The sequence below is a fragment of the Halobacillus seohaensis genome (genome assembly GCF_042663045.1).
GTDB classification, from domain to species: domain Bacteria; phylum Bacillota; class Bacilli; order Bacillales; family Halobacillaceae; genus Halobacillus_A; species Halobacillus_A seohaensis.
In genome coordinates, this window is the sequence record NZ_JBHSZV010000013.1 from 14,164 (window position 1) to 34,843 (window position 20,680).

Sequence of the window (20,680 nt, forward strand, 5' to 3'; positions counted from 1 at the left end):
ATTTAACAGTTAATAAGTTTGTAGATATTGCTCACGTTCCCAAGGGTGTACTTGTGTACGGAACATATCCCATTCAATTTCTTTCGCTTCAACAAAATGTTCAAAAAGGTGCTCCCCTAATGCTTTAACCATGATTTCGTCTTGTTGAAGAGTCTCTAAAGCATCATATAGAGTAGCAGGCAAGTCTTGAACGCCGTGTGCTTCACGTTCTTTTTTACTCATCACGTAAATATTACGGTCCACTGGAGACGGAGCTTCCAGTTTATTTTCAACACCATCAAGTCCTGCTGCAAGAAGAACAGCCATCGCTAAATATGGATTAGCTGCTGGATCTACACTACGTACTTCAATACGTGTACTTAAGCCACGAGAAGTAGGTACACGTACAAGCGGACTACGGTTTTGACCAGACCAAGCTACGTAACATGGAGCTTCATAGCCAGGTACTAGTCGCTTATAAGAGTTTACCGTTGGGTTGGTAACAGCAGTAAAGTTTGTTGCATGCTTAATAATACCAGCCGTAAATTGGTAGGCTACGTCTGAAAGTTGTTCTTTACCATTCTCGTCAAAGAATGCGTTTCCATCCTCGTTAAATAAAGACATATTGGCATGCATACCTGATCCGTTAACACCGAATAATGGTTTCGGCATGAATGTTGCATGAAGACCATGTTGGCGAGCGATGGTTTTAACAGCTAATTTAAACGTTTGTATATCATCACAGTGTTTAACAGCGTCAGAATATTTAAAGTCAATTTCATGCTGTCCTGGAGCTACTTCATGGTGAGAAGCTTCTATTTCAAAGCCAATTTCCTCCAGCTCTAGAACAATATCACGACGACAGTTCTCACCAAGGTCAGTAGGTGCTAAATCAAAATATCCACCTTTGTCATTTAACTCCATCGTAGGATTGCCTTTTTCGTCCAATTTAAACAAGAAGAATTCTGGTTCTGTTCCTATGTTGAATGCAGAAAAGCCAAGTTCTTCCATCTTCTTAAGGTTACGCTTTAAGTTATAACGAGGACAACCTTCGAAAGGTGTTTTATCCGGGTTATAAATATCACAAATAAATCTTGCAACTTTCCCTTTTTCTGAAGTCCAAGGGAAGACAACAAATGTATCAAGATCCGGTACTAAGTACATATCTGATTCTTCAATACGGACAAAACCTTCAATTGAAGAACCATCAAACATCATCATTCCATCAATTGCTTTATCTAGTTGACTTAAAGGAATCTCTACGTTTTTGATAGTACCTAACATATCAGTAAATTGCAGACGAATAAATTTTACATTTTCTTCATCAATCTTCTTGTAAATTGCTTCTCTAGTAAATCCCATCTAATTCCTCCTGTGTTACGACTATTAATGGAAAAATCTTGACATTTCTCCTTGTCTTAAACTCGCTTTACCTTGTCTTCCCGCGGTGAGTAATTCTTGCTGTAGCATACGACGAAGTTCTCGATCGGTAAGTTCATTATGCACTTCCTCGACTTCTTTTTCGTCATAATCCTCATTCTCCGGCTCATGGGTAATCGATAACACTTGCTTAATTCCAGCCATGTTGATCCCTTTTTCAATCAATGATTTAACCTCTAGAAGACGATCAACATCATTAAAGGAAAAGAGTCGACGATTGCCGTCAGATCTTGCTGGGTTTACGAGCTTATGCTGTTCGTAATACCTAATTTGCCGGGCTGAAAGATCAGTCAAGGATTGTACAATCCCCATCGGGAATAACGGCATGGAACGACGAATTTCATCACTCATCGATTTGCCCCCCCAATATAGAAATTCTAACTTAATTATACGATAAGCTAGCAATATGTCAACATATGTGACGAAAGTTTACATCGAAATATCCGACTATTTTCTAATTGGAACTATTTATTCGACCTACTGCTCTTGTAACTGCAAGCTTAACATGCGCATAAGTTAATCCACCTTGTACAAAGGCCGTGTAAGGTGGACGAAGAGGGCCGTCAGCCGTAAGCTCTAGGCTCGCTCCTTGAATAAACGTACCGGCTGCCATAATAACTTCACTATCGTAACCTGGCATAGGACTAGGATGAGGTTTTACATGTGAATTTATTGGGGAAGCAGACTGAATGGATTGGCAAAATGCAACCATTTGTTCAGCTGTACTAAAGTTAACAGACTGAATTAAATCTGTACGAAAATCATCATATTTAGGAGAGGTTTTAAAGCCTAATTCTTCTAAGAGTTTAGAAGTAAATATAGCTCCTTTAAGCGCTTCTCCAACAACATGTGGGGCAAGGAAAATACCCTGATACATTTCCTGAAGCATATTTAAGCTTGGACCTGTTTCTTTACCTAAACCAGGTGCGGTCAGACGATAACTACATAACTCAATTAAATCTGCCCTACCAGTGATATAACCACCAACTCGGGTAATGCCTCCACCTGGATTCTTAATTAGCGATCCAGCTATAAGATCTGCTCCTATTTCAGTAGGTTCTTTTAATTCTACAAATTCCCCATAACAATTATCTACAAAAATAATAACCTCTTGATTTATCGATCGGATAAATTCAATCGTTCGTTCTATATCATCTATTGGAATAGATGGACGGTCTTCATAACCTTTTGAGCGCTGAATAGCAATGACCTTAGTTTTTTCTCTCATAGCCGCCTTAATCCCTACATGATCCGTTTTGCCGTTCGACAAGAGAGAAATTGCATTATATGTAACTCCGAAATCATTTAACGATCCTGTATCTTTTTCACCTTCAGAGCCAATGACCTCTTCTAAAGTATCATATGGATCCCCTGTAATATAAAGTAATTCATCACGGGGACGTAATACGCCAAATAGCGCTGTAGTAATCGCATGAGTGCCTGAAATCAACTGAGGTCGAACAATAGCATCCTCCGCTCGGAAAATTTCTGCATAAAGAGCTTCGAGTGTATCACGACCAAAGTCATCATATCCATACCCAGTGGTAGGATTAAAATGCGAATCAGATATCCTCAATTTTTGAAATGCATTTAGTACTTTTTCTTGGTTCGCTTCTACAATAGTTTGTACATTTTGGTGGTAAGGTTGAATTACCTGTTCCACCTTATTTACGATTTCTTTCATTTTAACTAACTTCCTAACTTTGTATACTTAATCTCATCGGGTGATCAGGATGAATATAACCTTTGATGGCATAACTTTCATTTTCTTCTAAGAATTCCATTGTATCTATAATGGTTTGAGATTTGAGTCTTTGAAGTTTACCACCTTCTGAAGCATGTACGTGTATATGATAAGTGTGCCACTCTTCTTTTAGTACCTCCTCAACCTTGTTAGTGATTCGCTTATTATCAATTGGATCATGAACACTAACAGTAACGGATGGAAAGGTATGAGGTATAAAATCCTCTTCTAATAGATCCTTTTTATTATAGACTGTGATTGTCGGAAGTTGACTAGCATCTAACTCCTCTAATAAACGATTAACCGTTTTCTCTTGCTCTAAATGATCAGGGTGAGAGGCATCAACCATATGAAGAATAAAATCTGCTTCTGTCACCTCTTCCAAAGTGGAGCGGAAGGATGCAATTAGTGTTGTCGGTAAGTCTTGTATAAACCCTACAGTATCTGAGACCAATGATTGAAACCCAGAAGGTAAACTAATCTGCCTTGTTAAAGGGTCTAGCGTAGCAAATAGCAAGTTTTCTTCAAAGGAATGACTATCTGTTAACCGGTTAAAAAATGTAGACTTTCCTGCGTTAGTATATCCCACTATCGCAATCTGAAAAGCAAAGTTTTCTTCTCTACGTTTTCTGTATTGGTCCCTTTGTTTTACTACGTTCGCAAGCCTTCTTTTAATATCATCAATACGACGTCGAATATGGCGTCGATCCGTCTCAAGTTTGGTTTCACCTGGGCCTCTTGTACCAATTCCCCCTCCTAACCTCGAGAGTTCTGTTCCTTGCCCAACTAACCGTGGGAGTAAATACTGTAACTGAGCAAGTTCTACTTGCAGTTTACCTTCCTTTGTTCTAGCCCTACTAGCAAAAATATCTAGAATGAGCTGACTTCGATCAATTACTCTACGTTCCAAACGATCACTTATATTACGTAATTGACCGGCAGAAAGTTCACCATTAAAGATAATAAGTTGCGCATCTATTTGTTCAGCATCCTCTTTTATTTCCTCTAATTTCCCTTCCCCTAGATAGGTGGCTGGATGAATGTGGGCCCTGTTTTGGATTATCACTTTACTGACTTCCCCTCCAGCTGTTTCGGTGAGGGATTGAAGTTCTTCTAAGGAGGAGTTGAAACGAGCTTCATCTTGTCTCGGTTCTTTTCTCGCTACTAATATCACTTGTTCTTTTTGCAATTTAACAACCACCCTTTCCTCAATCATCGTTCACTCTTAATATTTTAGCAAACATATATGCATCATTATAAGTAGAAGTTCACTTTCTACCCTTTTTTGTCACTCAAAATGCAAGTCAGACGATTCAAGCATTATTAAGTCTGTTTTATCCCAGTCTTCCCTATCTGCTAAACGGTACGCATGTTTTCGGATAGCTTCTTCGATCACATTTCTTACATATCTCGCATTTGCGAAGTTTTTAGGCGGGTGATGACTGGCCAGAACCAGATGGTCATACAATTTTTTCTTCGATTGTGGGGTAAGGGCATAGTCTTTTTCTTGTATCATGACCTTAGCAATAGCTAACAACTCAGAAGCTGTATAGTCTTGAAAAGCAAGTTGTAATGGAAACCTTGAAGCCAAACCTGGGTTAATTTCCAAAAAATCATCCATTTCCAAGGGATAACCAGCCAAAATGATGATTAATTGATCATGATAATCCTCCATACATTTTACAATAGTATCAATTGCTTCCTTGCCGAAATCCTTATCTCCACCTCGAGCTAACGAATAAGCTTCATCTATAAATAAAACTCCACCTAACGCCTTCATAACCAAATCTTTTGTCTTCTGGGCGGTGTGTCCGATATATTCTCCTACTAGCTCACTGCGATCCACTTCAATAAAATGACCATTTTCTAAAACGTTCATTTCACGAAAAAGTTCTGCTACTTTCCTGGCTACCGTAGTTTTCCCAGTTCCAGGATTCCCTTTAAACACCATATGCAAGACTTGCCCGTTATTTTTCAGACCAAGTTCTTTTCTCTTTTGTTCAATTAACACTTGGGCATAGATTTCTTTAATTTGATGTTTTAAACCACCCAATCCAATAATATTTGAAAAATAATCATCAATAATCCGAAAAGAAGGGGCACGAGACTTTAGTTTAGGCTTCGCTGAAGCCGCAGCTTCACTTTTTCTGTACCCTTCTCTAAGAACAATGTTAATCGTGCCTTGGCGAGTCAATTTCGCTTGTTGATCCACAAAGATCCCTCCATTTCCATGTATCATACGCGCTTTTAGAAAAACCGTGACAAACGCCCAGGAAATAAGAAAAGAAAAAAACGAGCGCCAGGAGCGCTCGTTACTCTTTATCAAGCGTAATATTTTTCGCAGGGGCAAAAGTCGAAATTGCATGTTTAAATATTAGTTGCTGCTTTCCGTCTGTTTCAAGTAAAACAGTGAAATTATCAAATGCTTTAATGACACCTCTTAATTGGAAGCCATTAAGCAAAAACACGGTGAGTTGCATACGTTCTTTCCTTAATTGATTTAAGTAATTATCTTGAATATTGACTGACTGGGCCATACATCTTCCTCCTCTTTTCTATCTATATTAATACCATTCTAGCTTTCTTCGAGCATTCCTGCTAATTCTTGCAATATATTTTCAATTTTATCGTTTTTTTCCATAAGATTCATACTATACCAATGAACATTTAATTTGTTTTTAAAATAAGTGAACTGTCTTTTAGCATATCGACGCGAATTCCTCTTAAGAAGTTCAACTGCACGTTCATAACTATATTCTCCTTTGAAATAAGGGATGAATTCTTTATAACCAATAGCTTTCATCGACTGACAACCTTCTAAACCTTCATCATACAGAGAATAAACCTCTGCCAGTAAACCCTGATTTAACATTAAGTCAACTCGATCATTAATTCTCTTATATAACTGCGAACGATCCATCTCTAAACCAATTAAAATCGGTCGAAAAGCTGACTCTTCTTTTTGATCTTCTTTATAATCACTCAGAGTCTTTCCGGTTGTTTCGTAAACTTCCAACGCCCGCAAGACTCTTCTTTTATTATTAGGGTGTACTTTCTCTGCTTGCTTTGGGTCAATCGAAACTAACCTTTTATACAAAGCATCCATGCCTAACTCTTCTGCTTCTTTTTCTAATTTATCTATCACTAATTCATCGCGTTTATCATTCGAAAAATTATAGTCATATAACGTGGCTTGTATGTATAACCCAGTACCACCAACAATAACAGGCAGTCGGCCACGATCAGTTATATCTTTAATTAAAGCTCGCACTCTCTGTTGAAACTCAGCTACGGAAAACCCCTCGTAAGGTTCTTTTATATCGATCAAATGGTGGCGCACCCCATTCATTTCATGTTCTGCGACCTTAGCAGTACCGATATCCATCTTTCTATAAATTTGCATGGAATCACCGCTTATGACTTCTCCATTGTATTCCTTAGCTATCTCAATAGCTAAGTTAGACTTTCCAACAGCCGTTGGCCCGACAACACTAACAACAATCGGCTTCAAAAAAATCCCTCCCTTACTTATTCCATCCTCATTATACATGAAACGCTCTGGAATCATACATAACGCAGCAAAATAACGGAATCCGTTACACCTACTAACGATATCCGTTAGTATAACTAAAAGAATTCGTTAGTTTCTATATCGACATTCGTTAGTTATGTGCTAAAATATAGGAAAGGAGGAGTGAGAAGTGGTTAATCAACGAATTCGTTCCTTACGAAAGAAACGTCGCCTGACTCAAACGATGTTAGCAGATAAAGTCGGGGTGTCTGCTCAAGTCGTATCAAATTGGGAAAGGCAATATACCTCCCCGGATCTTGAGGACCTTTCAAAAATTGCTCACGCCCTTCATACTACGGCCGATTATTTATTAGGATTAAGTGATGAAATAGAAGATGAAATGAGAGAAATTAAACAATTCTTGAAAGATAAAGGATTTGATCGTTCTGTTATTTTTGATAAAGAGTCCTGGCTTCAAGTTCAGGCAGATGAGATCAATCAAATAGAGAATTATTTTCGGTTTCTTCTCCAGCAAAAACAACCATCGTAATTTAATTATGTTAACTATAAAAAGCATGCCCCCTATTTATAGGGAGCATGCTTTATTTCTTATCCTTATTTGTTTTTTACATGACGCGCTTAAACATTTTTTCCATTTCATATTCAGAAAAGAATACAATAATTGGTCTTCCATGCGGACAAGTAAATGGATCTGTTGAGGATCGTAAATCTTCAAGCAATCGGAACATGTCCGTTTGATTTAAATAGTGATTGGCTTTAATTGAGCGTTTACAAGACATAAGAATGGCGGCTTCTTCTCTTAATTTAGCAATACTGAGCTTATCTTCGTTCATCAATTGATCAATAATTTCTTGGATCACTTCTTCTTCAAATCCTTTAGGAAACCATTGGGGATGGGAGCGAACAATATAGCTTTGACCACCAAATGGTTCAAAGAACAGCCCTACTTTTTCTAATTCTTCTTTAAATTCTTCAATTCTTAAAGCTTCATGCCGTTGGAAATCAAAAGTCATAGGAACTAGTAACTCTTGTACTTCGTGTTCAACCAAACCTATTTGGTCACGAAAGAACTCATACTTTATTCTTTCTTGAGCCGCATGTTGGTCAACGATATACATTCCATCTTCATTTTGCGCAAGAATATACGTGCCATGCAACTGCCCAATTGGATGCATCGTGGGCACACGTTGATTTCCACTTTGTTGATTATCAACAAGCTTAATGTTTTCTTCTTGTAATTCAGCTACCTCGTCTTGTTCGCTTGGTTGCTCCATTCGCTCTAAAACAGAATATTGTGCCTCGTTATAATCATTTACCTCTTCATGATCGCTAGAAGGAGTAACCGATTCATAAGATGATGGAGCTGGAGACTTGTCACGTTGTGAATCATAAAGGTTTAAGCTTTCCTGACGATTATAAGTCTTTTCTGGCCTTTTATTCTTCTCTACCCTCGGGATAAGCGTTTGCTTTCTAAACGTTTCCCGAATGGTCGACTCGATTAACTCATACAATTCTTTTTCTTTACTAAACCTCACTTCTAATTTTGCTGGATGTACGTTAACATCCACTAAAATCGGGTCCATTTCTACTTTCAAAATAACAATTGGACTTTTTCCGATAGGCAACAATGTGTGATAACCTTGTTGAATCGCTTTATTTAAAGGAATATTACGGATATATCTCCCGTTAATTATTGTAGAAATATAACTTCTGGACGCTCGGTATACTTCTGGTTTGGCCACATACCCTTTTATTTTAAAATCCTTCGTTGCAGCTTCGATCGGAATCATGTTTCGGGCAACATTCATGCCATATATTTTTGCAATAACTTGCAGTACGTCCCCTCGACCATTCGTTCTAAATAATTCCTTATCGTTATGCCTACAGATGAATTTCATTTCTGGATTAGCTAATGCCATACGGTTTAGTACGTCAGTAATGTGCCCAAGCTCCGTATGAATCGTCTTCATATACTTTAATCGGGCAGGAGTATTAAAAAACAACTCATCTACTGTGATATCTGTTCCTTTTCGAGCGTCACTTTTATCCTCTTTTGTGATTTTTCCACCTTCAAGTTCAATCTTTGCACCAGCTACGGTACCCAGAGAAGTTTGAAGTGTTAATCGACTAACGGCCGCGATACTAGCTAAAGCTTCCCCCCTAAAACCAAGCGTGCGAACATGGAAGAGGTCATTTTCATCCTGAATTTTACTTGTTGCGTGCCTATGGAATGAGCGGATCGCGTCATCAGGATCCATTCCATCCCCATTATCTGTAATGCGAATCCTTTGTAATCCGGCTTCTTGCAGCTCAATCTCCACCCAAGTGCTATTGGCATCAATACTATTTTCAACTAACTCTTTCACTACTGATGCGGGGCGCTCGACCACTTCTCCAGCTGCGATCTTATTCGCCAAATGATCAGGCATTAAGTGTATGTGTGCCATACAAGGATCCTCCTTTACGATTTCATCTGCTTCTGTAACTGATAAAGTTCATTCATAGCATCCATAGGAGTCATCTCCATCAAATTTAAACCTGCCAAATGTTTTTCAAGTTTTGAATTTATTGCAGGAGTTGAAGGTTTCTCTTCCTCTACAAATAAACTTAATTGTTGTTCATTCGTTACACTTACTTCTTGGGAACCATTTTCCAACGTAGATAACAAGTAGGAGGCGCGTTCGATAAGCTCACTAGGTAGATTCGCGAGTTTTGCAACATGGATGCCGTAACTCTCGTCAGCAGCCCCGTCTTGAATTTGATGAAGAAAAATAACGTTCCCTTCATATTCCTCTGCCCGAACATGAATGTTTTTTAAACGAGCCAACTCTTCTTCGAGAGACGTTAACTCATGATAATGGGTGGAAAATAGTGTCTTCGCACGAATGTTCTCATGTATATGTTCTACGATGGCCTGAGCTAAAGCCATACCATCGTACGTACTTGTTCCCCTGCCGATCTCATCTAATAAAATTAAGCTATGCTCTGTAGCGTGACTAAGCGCATGATTAGCTTCTAACATTTCTACCATAAATGTACTTTGTCCTGACACCAGGTCATCAGCCGCTCCAATTCTAGTGAAAATTTGATCAAAGATTGGAAGAGATGCGGATTCACACGGAACAAAGCTTCCCATTTGAGACATAATCGACGTAAGAGCTAATTGTCTCATATACGTACTTTTCCCTGACATGTTCGGCCCTGTGATTAACAGAACATCTTTTGATTCATCCATAAAAATATCATTAGGAACAAATGATTCATTCCTCATTACTTGTTCCACCACAGGGTGCCGTCCTTGTTTGATATCTACTAATCGTTTCTCATTAAATTGCGGTCTTACATAACTTTGTTGATCAGCTGCTTGAGCAAACCCTTGCAATACATCAATTCGACTCATTTGTTCTGCCAGAAATTGTAACTTTTGAACATAATCTTTCACTTGTTCTCGAACTTCAATAAACAATTGATATTCTAATTCCACACTCTTATCTTGAGCTTCTAATATCAACGTTTCTTTTTCTTTGAGCTCTGGTGTGATGTAACGCTCAGCATTCGTTAACGTTTGCTTCCGTTCATAACGACCTTCAGGTAAATTAGGAATATTAGGCTTCGTTACCTCGATGTAATAACCAAACACTCGGTTGTAACCAATTTTTAACGATTTAATTCCTGTTGCCTGACGCTCTTGACCCTCTAACTCTGCGATCCACTTTTTCCCATTTATCGAAGCATCACGATACTCATCAAGCCCGGAATGATATCCATCACGAATCATTCCTCCTTCTTTGATGGTAATCGGAGCATCTTCACTCAAGCTTTGTTCCAATATTTCTCTCAGTTTAGGAAGAGGATCAATTGATTCATGTAATTTTCCGACCGAAGGATGATGAAATTGTTTTAATGTATTCATCAATTCCGGGATGGCTGTTAAGGAATGTTTGAGTTGTATTAAATCACGTGCATTCACATTACCAAAAGCTATACGACCAGCTAACCGTTCTAGGTCATAGACCATTGTCAATTGGTCTCTAAGTGTTTCACGTTCAAAAAATTGATCGAGCAACCCTTCTACTTGATCATGTCTAGATACAATCTCACTTTTGGATAATAACGGACGCTCCAACCATTTTTTCAGAGTACGAGATCCCATCGCTGTTATCGTTTGGTCGATGACGGAAAGTAAACTCCCTTTTTTACCTTGTCTTCTTAATGTCTCCACTAATTCTAGATTTCGTTTCGAATACATATCAAGAGACATATACTGCTTGAGTTCAATGGTGTTGACTGGACGCAGATGTTCGAGGGAGCGCTTTTGTGTCTGCTGGATGTAATGCAGTAAACGCCCGAATCCTGCTAAAAATTTATCAGAATGAAGATCTTCAACTAAATTGTGAAACTGTCCATCGATATCGGTAGTATTACTATAGGATACGGTAAAGCCTAGGCGTTCTTTAAACATCGTCTGCCTTTCTTCATCGAAGGCTTCGTCTATGACTACTTCTTTTACAGGACGATTAAATAATTCACTTAATACAGCTTCAAATCCTTCAGTAATAAGAGCAATGCTATTTTCGCCGGTGGTTAAATCATTATAACTAACCGTAAATGTTCCATCATCGAACTCACTAACTGAGGCTAAATAATTGTTTTCCTTCTCATCAAGCATACTCCCCTCCATGACGGTTCCAGGGGTAATAAGTTGAACGACTTCCCGCTTGACTACACCTTTTGATATTTTTGGGTCCTCTACCTGTTCACAAATAGCTACTTTAAACCCTTTTTCAATAAGTTGCTTTATGTAGTTTTCTGCCGAATGATATGGTACTCCACACATAGGAATCCGATCTTTTCCTCCACCATCACGGCTTGTTAAAGTTATCTCCAACTCTTTAGATGCAGCCAGAGCGTCATTAAAGAACATCTCATAAAAGTCACCAAGTCTGTAAAATAAAAATGCATCTTTTTGCTCGGCTTTAATTTTTAAATATTGCTGCATCATAGGTGTATATTCTGCCATTCTTAAATCCTCCAAAACGAACATAAATTGATGTATAGTATGAATAATCATTTCCGAAGCGAGATTGACCCAGAAGTGACATGCTCTCGGTTTTCCGTCCTTTGATAATCTTAACATCAGATAGAAATATTATATCACATTCATACTACTGGCTTGAATGAAAGGATCTTAAACAAAAAAAAGAATGCCCCGCTGAAACAGCAAGGACATTTTTATTAATCTTTATGATGACTACTGCTGCTACTGCTAGGCAAGAAATCTGTCTCGATTGCCGAAAAATCATCGGATGATAGCTCGTAATCAAAATCATCATTGTCGCACCCATTAGGGTCTACACGCACACATAATTTTGTTTCTCCAATCACATCTACCACAAACTCCCGTTCAACTTCTACGACGATCTTCTGACCTTGTGCTGCAATTTTACATTCTAAACAATTTGGTTGTTGGATTGCTTTTGCAACAACCTCAACTTCATCGTTAATACAGTTCTCATCTTTAACAACTAGTGGAACATGGTCACAATAATTCACGCGCTCTGTCACGACTTCAGTTTTCGTATTATCGTTATACGAATACCATACGTTAATGTCGTAACTGCCGGAAACTTCCACATTATCTCCTTTTTTCTTCGCATTGTAAATATGATTAATAACCCAACAACCTAGAATACTTGTTGGTCGATGCGAAGGACTAATAGTGTGGGTTGCTTCAATGAACTTCTTACCTTTTCCACAAACTGCTTTCGTAATAATTTCCCTGTATTCGCGTTCGAAAAATGACATAGGAAACACTCCTCCTTATTCTACCACCCATCCTATTCTAAATTGGGCAAATGGTGAACATAATCTAGATGACTTCAGGACGTTTGTATTCCATTCTATGCACCAGCCTATAAAATTGTACAAAAAAATCCGTTAGATAAAATTTTATCTAACGGATTCGTACAATTTATTAGCTACAAGCACTGTCACTTTTTTTGGATCCGGTCTCGCCATTAAGGATATCTCCGCCTGTTGAGCGAATCACTTCATTGGTAACTTCACGAGAAATTGTACTTGAAACCATTTGTAAAATATCATTAATTACCATTTGAGTATCTTTAAATTCAGCTACTACTGGAATACTATCCAGTTCATCCTGTAGATGGTCAATTTCTTTTTCAATTTTTTCTAAAGCTTCTGTTTTACCATAGGCTTGAAAATTAACAGCTTGTTTTTGAAGAGCTTTTATTTTTTTAATATAAGATTGAACTTTTTCGTTGTCGTTTAATTTTGCTTCAATTTGCTTAAAGCGATCGATCTCTTCAATATCTGCCATCATTTTGGCAAGCTTATGCGCTTCATCAACAACTTGCTTTCTAGTATATTGAGCCATTTATTTCACCTCTGCCGTTTCTTCAATCATTTCCCCGTTAAGAGACCAGGTTTTTGTTTCATTAATTTTCACTTTAACAAGATGACCAATTGATGAACGAGGTCCTGTGAAGTTTACCATTTTATTTCTTTTCGTGTAGCCAGCAAGAACATCTTTATTCTTCTTACTTTCACCTTCAACTAGCACTTCAACGATTTCGCCTTCATACTCTTTCATTGAGTCTGCAGACTGCTGATTTACAAGTTTATTTAAACGCTGTAAACGTTCCTTTTTCACTTCCATCGAGACATTATCGCTCATACGTGCTGCTGGCGTACCATCACGAGGAGAATAAATGAAGGTGTAAGCTGCCTCAAACCCTACTTCTTCGACTAATGTTAGCGTATCCTCAAACTGTTCATCCGTTTCGTTCGGAAAACCGACGATAATATCTGTTGTTAACGTAGCTTCAGGCATCGAAGTACGAATTTTTTTGACGAGATCTAAATATTCTTCACGAGAGTATTTACGTCCCATAATTTTAAGTACATCAGAATTTCCAGATTGTACAGGCAAGTGAATATGGTCAAGCATATTGCCGCCTTTTGCTATTACTTCAATTAGATGATCATCGAAGTCACGCGGGTGAGATGTTGTAAATCGAACCCGTGGAATATCAATGGTGCGTAATTCGTCCATTAAGTCTCCTAAACCATAGCCAATATCAAGATCTTTACCATAAGCGTTCACATTTTGCCCTAGTAAGGTAACTTCTTTGTATCCTTGTGCAGCTAAATGGCGAACTTCCTGGATAATGTCTTCGGGAAGACGACTTCTCTCTTTACCACGTGTATATGGGACAATACAATACGTGCAAAATTTATCACATCCGTACATAATGTTAACCCATGCTTTGATTTTTCCTTTTCGGGAGCGAGGAAGGTTCTCAATGATGTCCCCTTCTTTGGACCATACATCAATGACCATTTCTTTTCCAAACATGGCTTCTTTTACTAATTGAGGCAGTCGGTGAATATTGTGTGTCCCAAAAATCAAGTCGATAAATGGATGTTTCTGAAGAATCCGATTAACAACTGATTCTTCTTGTGACATACAGCCACAGATCCCGATAATTAAATCTGGATTCTCTAGCTTTAATGGCTTTAAGTGGCCGATCTCACCAAACACTTTGTTCTCCGCATTTTCGCGAATAGCACAAGTGTTTAATAGTATGATATCTGCTTCCTTTGTGTCGTTCGTTGAAACATAGCCCATTTCTTCAAAAATTCCGGCCATAACTTCAGTGTCGTGCTCGTTCATTTGACAGCCATACGTTCGTATCATGTATTTACGTCCGTTACCTGCCTGACTCATATCCTCAGGGATGGCAAAGTCATAATGTACCTTCACATCTTCTTTTCGACGACGCTGAGCTTTCCTAAGAGATGGAGGCTGGTAAGTCGTTTCAAAATATTGCATGAAGTCATCGCTTGTCTTTTCTTTAATTCTATCTAGGTTATCCTGGTCGGATTTTACGTCCGCTGGCTCTCCCTGTCGAATTTGTTGAGACATTTCATTTCGTTGTTGTTCGTTCATTTCGATCTCCTTTCAAAAAGAGCATGGTAACTGTGTCATTATATCAATTTTCTATCTGTTTTTTAAGAGAAAAGCAAAAATAATCATGATTGTCACACAATCCTCTTTTTTTATAGACTATATTATATCTTACTATTGATATTAAGATGTGAAAAATAGTAGCTTCTATATTTAGGGGATTGCTTCTCTTATTCAACATTCGCCCCTGATAAATAAGGATAGTTCAATGCCATATGAGAAGGGTGAACATAGTAGGACTTATGATTTATACCATTGATTAGCACTTCAACATAGTCGAATCTATAGTCGTTGTATTTGTTGCATGATGATAAAGCTATGAGTTTTGAAAGATATCTTATACTATATTCTGTTCTAAAGGTTTGGAATAAAATCATCTGTATATATTTTCACTCCTACATTCTTACTCTTCATTTGATAAATTTTCATAGTCATAGCTTATCACACTTCGATAGGATAGCTATCTAGCTACTGGGTCACTTTAATGCTTGATGATAGCTCTTTAAAGACATTTGTTCAAGGGAGAAAATATCAACATGATCGTTTAAGGTAACCTTTTTTATAAGAACAGCCACAATGATTTTTTCTATCATTGTGGCATGACCCATTTATATAATAGCTAGTTTTTTCCCGACAGTTTCAAAGGCATCTAAAGCTTTTTGTAATTCTTCTTGTGAATGTTCAGCTGTCACTATTGTTCGTATTCTTCCTTTACCTTTTTGTACGGTAGGAAAGACGATACCTTGCGCAAATACTCCTTCTTCAAATAGTTCATCAGAGAATTTATGAGTTAGAGCATCATCACCAATCATGACTGGAGTAATGGGTGTTTCACTTATGCCTATATCAAATCCAAGCGACTCAAGGCCATTTTTAAAGAATTTCGTATTATCCCATAGTTTATCAATCAATTCAGGTTCTTGAAGTAATACCTCTATCGCTGCCTCATTTGCTGCTGTTACCGCAGGCGGGTGAGAAGTACTAAACAAAAATGGACGGCCTTTGTGAATTAAATATTCTCTTAATGTTTTCGTACTCGCTACATACCCACCAAGCACCCCAATGGCTTTACTCAAGGTACCTACTTGAATATGAACACGTCCATCCAAATTAAAATGGTTGACGGTTCCGCGACCGTTATCACCTAACACACCACTCGCATGGGCATCGTCTACCATAATTAAGGCATCGTACTTTTCTGCTAGTTCAACGATTTGTGGAAGGGGTGCGATATTTCCATCCATAGAGAAGACGCCATCAGTGACAACAAGACGTGTACGGAAGTCAGAACTTGCCTGTAAAGCTTGTTCCAATGACTCCATATCTACATGCTTATATATTTTACGAGAAGCTTTCGTTAATCGAATGCCATCAATGATGGAAGCGTGATTCAATTCATCAGAAATGACGACATCTTGATTAGTCAAAATCGATGAGAGAATGCCTTGGTTCGTTGTGAAACCAGATTGAAAAACAAGAGCAGCTTCCGTGTGCTTAAATTCAGCTAACTTCTCTTCAAAGTTTTCATGCATTTGCAATGTACCTGCAATTGTGCGTACAGATCCTGTTCCAACACCATATTCTTCATTTGCTTTTTCCGCTGCTTCTTTCATTTTTGGATGTGATGTTAACCCTAGGTAGTTGTTGGATGAAAGCTGAATAACTTCTTTACCTTTAATTGTAACCTTAGATCCTTGAGCAGATTCAAGTGGAATTAATTTTCTAAACGTGCCTTCTTCTTTCATTTCGTCTAACTGTTCTTGTAAGTATTCAAAACCTTTCACGTGAAATCCTCCTTTTGTAATTTATGGATGTAATACTACTTTACCGCATTTACCTTCATTCATTAATTGAAAACCTTTTTCAAAGTCTTCTAGTTTAAAATGGTGAGTAATGATGGGCTTAACATCCACTCGGCCAGAATGGAGCAGTCGAGATACTTGTTGCCACGTTTCGTACATTTTACGACCCGTTATCCCTTGAACGTGAACCCCTTTAAAAACAATATCATTTGTCACATCTATAGTTACTGGGGTCGTTGGCAGACTTAAGATTGACACACGACCTCCGTTGGTAATCATTTTAAACCCTTGGTCCATAGCTACAGGATGACCACTCATCTCGCAAACGACGTCAAGCCCATGTCCATTAGTAAGTTTTTTGGCTTCCTCGACAGGATGGCTCACTCCTGCATCAATTGTTGATGTAGCTCCCATCTCTTCAGCAATCTTTAAACGATAGGGATTTAAATCGATGGCAATAACTTGAGAAGCACCTGCTGATTTAGCAACACCTACTGCCATTAACCCAATAGGTCCGCACCCTATAATCGCAACTGATTTGCCCGCCACATCTCCATTTAAGACGGTATGCACAGCATTTCCCATCGGCTCTTGTATAGAGGCGATATCTGTTGGAAGGTCTTTAGGATTAAGCCAAAGGTTGCTGGCCGGTAAAGCCACATACTCCGCAAAACATCCTTGGGTATCTACCCCTATAATTCTAGTATTCTCACAAATATGATATTGTCCAGTTAAACATTGAGGACAGTGTCCGCATATCAAATGGGTTTCAGCACTTACATAATCCCCAGTTTGAAAGTTGCTAACGTTATCTCCAATTTCTACAATCTCTCCGGAAAACTCATGACCAAAAACGTAGGGAGGATGAACTCGACTTGCTGACCAATTATCCCAATTATATATATGTAAATCCGTTCCACAAATAGATGTTGCCTTAACACGAATCAATACTTCATCTTCGCGAATGGCAGGAATCGAAACTTCTTGCAACTCTGCTCCTGGTCCCCGATGATGTTTGACTATCGCCTTCATACTTCCACTCACAGTGAACACCTCTTTTCCTTTTAAAAGTGAATTTAATAACATATTATCATGGATAATTTATTACGCAAGTATGTGTGTCTACTGTATAAAAACAATTGAACATCAAAAAAGCCGCATCCTTATTGTGAAGGAATACGGCAACTTTTAATTTTTATAGATTAAAGTTTAACGAGGTTCTATAATCAGCTTGATCGCTGTACGTTCCTCCTCATCAATCATAATATCTGTAAATGCAGGAATACAGATTAGGTCAATTCCACTAGGTGCTACAAATCCTCGAGCGATCGCAACTGCTTTGACTGCTTGATTTAAAGCACCCGCTCCAATGGCTTGCATCTCGGCTTTTCCCCGTTCTCTAACTACATTTGCCAAGGCTCCTGCTACTGAATTAGGTACGGATTTAGCTGATACTTTTAATACTTCCATTACTAGCTCCTCCTTCATTTACTATAGTTGTTCCATAACCACTATATTCTTGAAGTTGTAGAATATTCCCTTTTCATTATGAAGGAACTTTTTGCAAAATTCAAATAATCAGTCAAAAAACGGGCGATCGTCGTTGATCTGAACGCGTTGCACTTTTTTAGATTGACCGGTTTGATCGTCAATATCAACTAAGAAACCACTTAGTTGCTTCCTTCCCTCTTTTGGCACCTCAAATCGAACAGGTAAGTTTGTTAAAAAGCGCTTGATGACCGCTTCACGTTCCATTCCTAAGATACCGTCATAAGGACCGGTCATCCCAACATCAGAAATATATCCTGTACCCCTTGGTAATATTCGCTCATCCGCCGTTTGTATATGGGTGTGTGTCCCTACATTTACACTTACACGTCCATCGACATACCAGCCCATAGCTTGCTTTTCACTAGTAGCTTCTGCATGAAAATCTAGAAAGATGATAGGTGTTCTCTTTTTCGCTATTGCAATCAATTCATCTATTTTTCTAAACGGATCATCGTTCGGTGATAAAAAAGTTCTCCCCTGCAAGTTAATAACAGCTACTTCTGCTTTTGGTGTTTTAACAAAAGTGAGTCCTCTTCCAGGCGTGCCCTCCGGAAAATTAGCAGGTCGTACTAAATACTCTGCATCATCAATAAAATCAAATATTTCTTTTTTATCCCAAGCATGGTTTCCTAGCGTGACAGCTTGTGCACCTTTTTCTAAAAATCTACGATAAATCTTATCTGTGATTCCTTTTCCCGCTGCCGCATTTTCACCATTTACAATAGTTACAGAAGGTTGATATTTTTGCTTTAATTTTGGTAGATAGTCGTCTACCATTTCGCGGCCCGGGGCCCCTACGACATCTCCGATAAATAATATTCTCATGTAGAGTAAGCTCCTTTATATGATGTTAAGTTTTTTTAAATGAAAATGAAGCGGTCTCTTAAGACCGCTTCATTTATTACTTCGCATATTCCACAGAACGTGTCTCACGAATAACTGTGACTTTAATATGACCTGGATAATCAAGTTCATCTTCAATCCGATTTCGAATATTTCGAGCTAGACTCGTAGCTGATAAATCATCAATTTCATCAGGTCGAACCATTATACGGACTTCACGACCGGCCTGAATGGCAAAGGATTTCTCAACTCCGTCGTATGACTCAGAAATTTCCTCAAGCTTTTCTAAACGCTTAATATAGTTTTCTAATGTCTCACTACGTGCTCCAGGGCGAGCAGCTGACAGTGCATCTGCTGCAGCAACTAGAACCGCAATAATGGAAGTGGGCTCTTCGTCTCCATGGTGAGAAGCAATCGCATTGATAACAACATCATTTTCCTTGTATTTGCTACCAAGCTCTTTACCAATCTCCACGTGACTACCCTCTACTTCATGATCAATTGCTTTACCAATGTCATGGAGTAATCCAGCTCGACGTGCAAGATTTTCATCTTCTCCGAGTTCTGCAGCTAAAAGACCTGATAAGTAAGCAACTTCAGTAGAATGCTTCAACACATTCTGACCATAGCTTGTACGATATTTCAAGCGGCCAAGAATTTTAACTAGATCTGGATGGAGATTATGCACTCCAACCTCAAAAGTTGTTTCTTCCCCAACCTCACGAATGTGATCGTCCACTTCACGTCTCGACTTATCAACCATTTCCTCAATTCTAGCCGGGTGAATACGGCCATCCTGAACAAGTTTCTCCAAAGCCATTCGAGCTGTTTCTCTTCGAATTGGATCAAATCCTGATAGAATGACAGCCTCTGGGGTATCATCAATAATAAGATCAATACCTGTTAATGTTTCTAACGTACGGATATTTCGTCCTTCTCGACCGATAATTCGGCCTTTCATTTCGTCATTCGGCAAATTCACTACTGAAACTGTTGTTTCAGCTACGTGATCAGCAGCACAACGTTGAAGGGCAAGTGAAAGGATACTCTTTGCTTTTTTATCCGCTTCTTCCTTGGCACGATTCTCCGCTTCTTTAACCATCAGAGCTGATTCATGGGAAACTTCTTGTTCCACTCGTTCAAGAATCACTTGTTTAGCCTGGTCAGCAGTTAAGCCTGAGATGCGTTCAAGTTCTGTTTGTTGCTCTTGAACCATAGCTTCCACTTTGCTTTCCATTTCTTCAATTTGTTGTTGTCTCTCGGCGAGAGTTCCCTCTTTCTTTTCGAGTGATAAATCACGTTGATCTAATGTTCCACTCTTACGATCAAGATTCTCTTCTTTCTGTGTTAAACGGTTTTCGGTTTTTTGCAATTCTAATCGGCGTTCACGAATATCGCTTTCTGCTTCTTGACGAAACTTTTGATTCTCATCTTTCGCCTCAAGAAGTGCTTCTTTCTTAGCAGATTCCGCATTCCGATGACCTTCCTCAACAATTTGTTTAGAAAGCTGTTCGGCGCTGGAAATTTTCGCTTCCGCAATAGATTTCCGAATAAGATAACCAACAACAGAACCGACGATAAGGGCAAGCAAAATGAAGATGATGGATAACATATCCATAGTTTCACCTCCTCTTGCTATAAGCTGGTCCGTTTGTCGGCATGTACAAACGATTACGATTCATTTTCAGTTTCATTTCATTAAAATAAAAGGTATAAATATGAAAATGATACACATTCATTTTATGCCCGCCACAGCGTAATGTCAAGGAATCGTCAAATCTTGCCGACCTTTACACATA

18 protein-coding genes are annotated in these 20,680 nt (G+C 38.6%); 1 reads left to right on the plus strand and 17 read right to left on the minus strand.

The genetic code is table 11. The features are described 5' to 3' along the window. Positions 1 to 9: 9 nt before the first annotated feature. The 7 genes from glnA to miaA all read right to left on the minus strand — a co-directional run bounded on the left by glnA (position 10) and on the right by miaA (position 6,674). On the minus strand, positions 10 to 1,341 hold the full coding sequence (gene glnA, locus ACFQIC_RS04555) for a type I glutamate--ammonia ligase (protein ID WP_204707729.1): 1,332 nt from the start codon (positions 1,339 to 1,341) through the stop codon (positions 10 to 12). 24 nt (positions 1,342 to 1,365) lie between these two features. Then, positions 1,366 to 1,770 (minus strand): MerR family transcriptional regulator, encoded by a 405-nt coding sequence (locus ACFQIC_RS04560; RefSeq protein WP_204707731.1) that lies wholly within the window; start codon positions 1,768 to 1,770, stop codon positions 1,366 to 1,368. Positions 1,771 to 1,873: 103 nt separating this feature from the next. Beyond that, positions 1,874 to 3,103 (minus strand): methionine gamma-lyase family protein, encoded by a 1,230-nt coding sequence (locus ACFQIC_RS04565; RefSeq protein WP_204707734.1) that lies wholly within the window; start codon positions 3,101 to 3,103, stop codon positions 1,874 to 1,876. Positions 3,104 to 3,116: 13 nt separating this feature from the next. Next, positions 3,117 to 4,352 (minus strand): GTPase HflX, encoded by a 1,236-nt coding sequence (gene hflX, locus ACFQIC_RS04570; RefSeq protein ID WP_204707736.1) that lies wholly within the window; start codon positions 4,350 to 4,352, stop codon positions 3,117 to 3,119. Positions 4,353 to 4,451: 99 nt separating this feature from the next. Continuing rightward, complete coding sequence (locus ACFQIC_RS04575) at positions 4,452 to 5,375, minus strand: AAA family ATPase (RefSeq protein ID WP_390216966.1); 924 nt, start codon at positions 5,373 to 5,375, stop codon at positions 4,452 to 4,454. A 100-nt stretch (positions 5,376 to 5,475) separates the two neighbouring features. Further along, positions 5,476 to 5,700 (minus strand): RNA chaperone Hfq, encoded by a 225-nt coding sequence (hfq, locus tag ACFQIC_RS04580; protein ID WP_204707740.1) that lies wholly within the window; start codon positions 5,698 to 5,700, stop codon positions 5,476 to 5,478. A gap of 38 nt (positions 5,701 to 5,738) precedes the next feature. Further along, the gene (miaA, locus tag ACFQIC_RS04585; RefSeq protein ID WP_204707741.1) at positions 5,739 to 6,674 is read right to left on the minus strand and encodes a tRNA (adenosine(37)-N6)-dimethylallyltransferase MiaA; all 936 of its coding nucleotides are present in this window, start codon (positions 6,672 to 6,674) and stop codon (positions 5,739 to 5,741) included. A 190-nt stretch (positions 6,675 to 6,864) separates the two neighbouring features. Between miaA and ACFQIC_RS04590 the strand changes: the two genes are divergently transcribed. Then, entirely contained in the window at positions 6,865 to 7,224 is a 360-nt protein-coding gene (locus ACFQIC_RS04590) for a helix-turn-helix domain-containing protein (RefSeq protein WP_204707742.1), read from the plus strand. 76 nt (positions 7,225 to 7,300) lie between these two features. Here ACFQIC_RS04590 and mutL read toward each other — a convergent pair whose 3' ends face one another. From mutL to rny, 10 genes are all read right to left on the minus strand, one after another. After that, on the minus strand, positions 7,301 to 9,142 hold the full coding sequence (gene mutL, locus ACFQIC_RS04595; RefSeq protein ID WP_204707743.1) for a DNA mismatch repair endonuclease MutL: 1,842 nt from the start codon (positions 9,140 to 9,142) through the stop codon (positions 7,301 to 7,303). A gap of 14 nt (positions 9,143 to 9,156) precedes the next feature. Beyond that, positions 9,157 to 11,715: a DNA mismatch repair protein MutS gene (gene mutS / locus ACFQIC_RS04600; protein ID WP_204707744.1), complete on the minus strand. Its 2,559-nt coding sequence runs from the start codon at positions 11,713 to 11,715 to the stop codon at positions 9,157 to 9,159. Between the two features lie 215 nt (positions 11,716 to 11,930). Continuing rightward, positions 11,931 to 12,500, minus strand: coding sequence for an outer spore coat protein CotE (locus ACFQIC_RS04605; RefSeq protein WP_204707745.1), 570 nt, complete (start codon positions 12,498 to 12,500; stop codon positions 11,931 to 11,933). A gap of 169 nt (positions 12,501 to 12,669) precedes the next feature. Continuing rightward, positions 12,670 to 13,092: a YlbF/YmcA family competence regulator gene (locus ACFQIC_RS04610; protein ID WP_204707746.1), complete on the minus strand. Its 423-nt coding sequence runs from the start codon at positions 13,090 to 13,092 to the stop codon at positions 12,670 to 12,672. Continuing rightward, a complete protein-coding gene (miaB, locus tag ACFQIC_RS04615; RefSeq protein WP_204707747.1) occupies positions 13,093 to 14,667 on the minus strand; it encodes a tRNA (N6-isopentenyl adenosine(37)-C2)-methylthiotransferase MiaB in 1,575 nt (524 codons plus the stop codon). A gap of 626 nt (positions 14,668 to 15,293) precedes the next feature. Beyond that, positions 15,294 to 16,469, minus strand: a complete 1,176-nt coding sequence (locus ACFQIC_RS04620) for a glycine C-acetyltransferase (protein WP_204707748.1) — start codon at positions 16,467 to 16,469, stop codon at positions 15,294 to 15,296. A 21-nt stretch (positions 16,470 to 16,490) separates the two neighbouring features. Further along, on the minus strand, positions 16,491 to 17,531 hold the full coding sequence (gene tdh, locus ACFQIC_RS04625; protein WP_204707749.1) for an L-threonine 3-dehydrogenase: 1,041 nt from the start codon (positions 17,529 to 17,531) through the stop codon (positions 16,491 to 16,493). A gap of 165 nt (positions 17,532 to 17,696) precedes the next feature. After that, entirely contained in the window at positions 17,697 to 17,957 is a 261-nt protein-coding gene (locus tag ACFQIC_RS04630) for a stage V sporulation protein S (protein WP_204707750.1), read from the minus strand. A gap of 108 nt (positions 17,958 to 18,065) precedes the next feature. Continuing rightward, positions 18,066 to 18,863: a TIGR00282 family metallophosphoesterase gene (locus tag ACFQIC_RS04635; protein WP_204707751.1), complete on the minus strand. Its 798-nt coding sequence runs from the start codon at positions 18,861 to 18,863 to the stop codon at positions 18,066 to 18,068. A gap of 76 nt (positions 18,864 to 18,939) precedes the next feature. Then, entirely contained in the window at positions 18,940 to 20,499 is a 1,560-nt protein-coding gene (gene rny, locus ACFQIC_RS04640) for a ribonuclease Y (protein ID WP_204707752.1), read from the minus strand. Positions 20,500 to 20,680 lie beyond the last annotated feature (181 nt).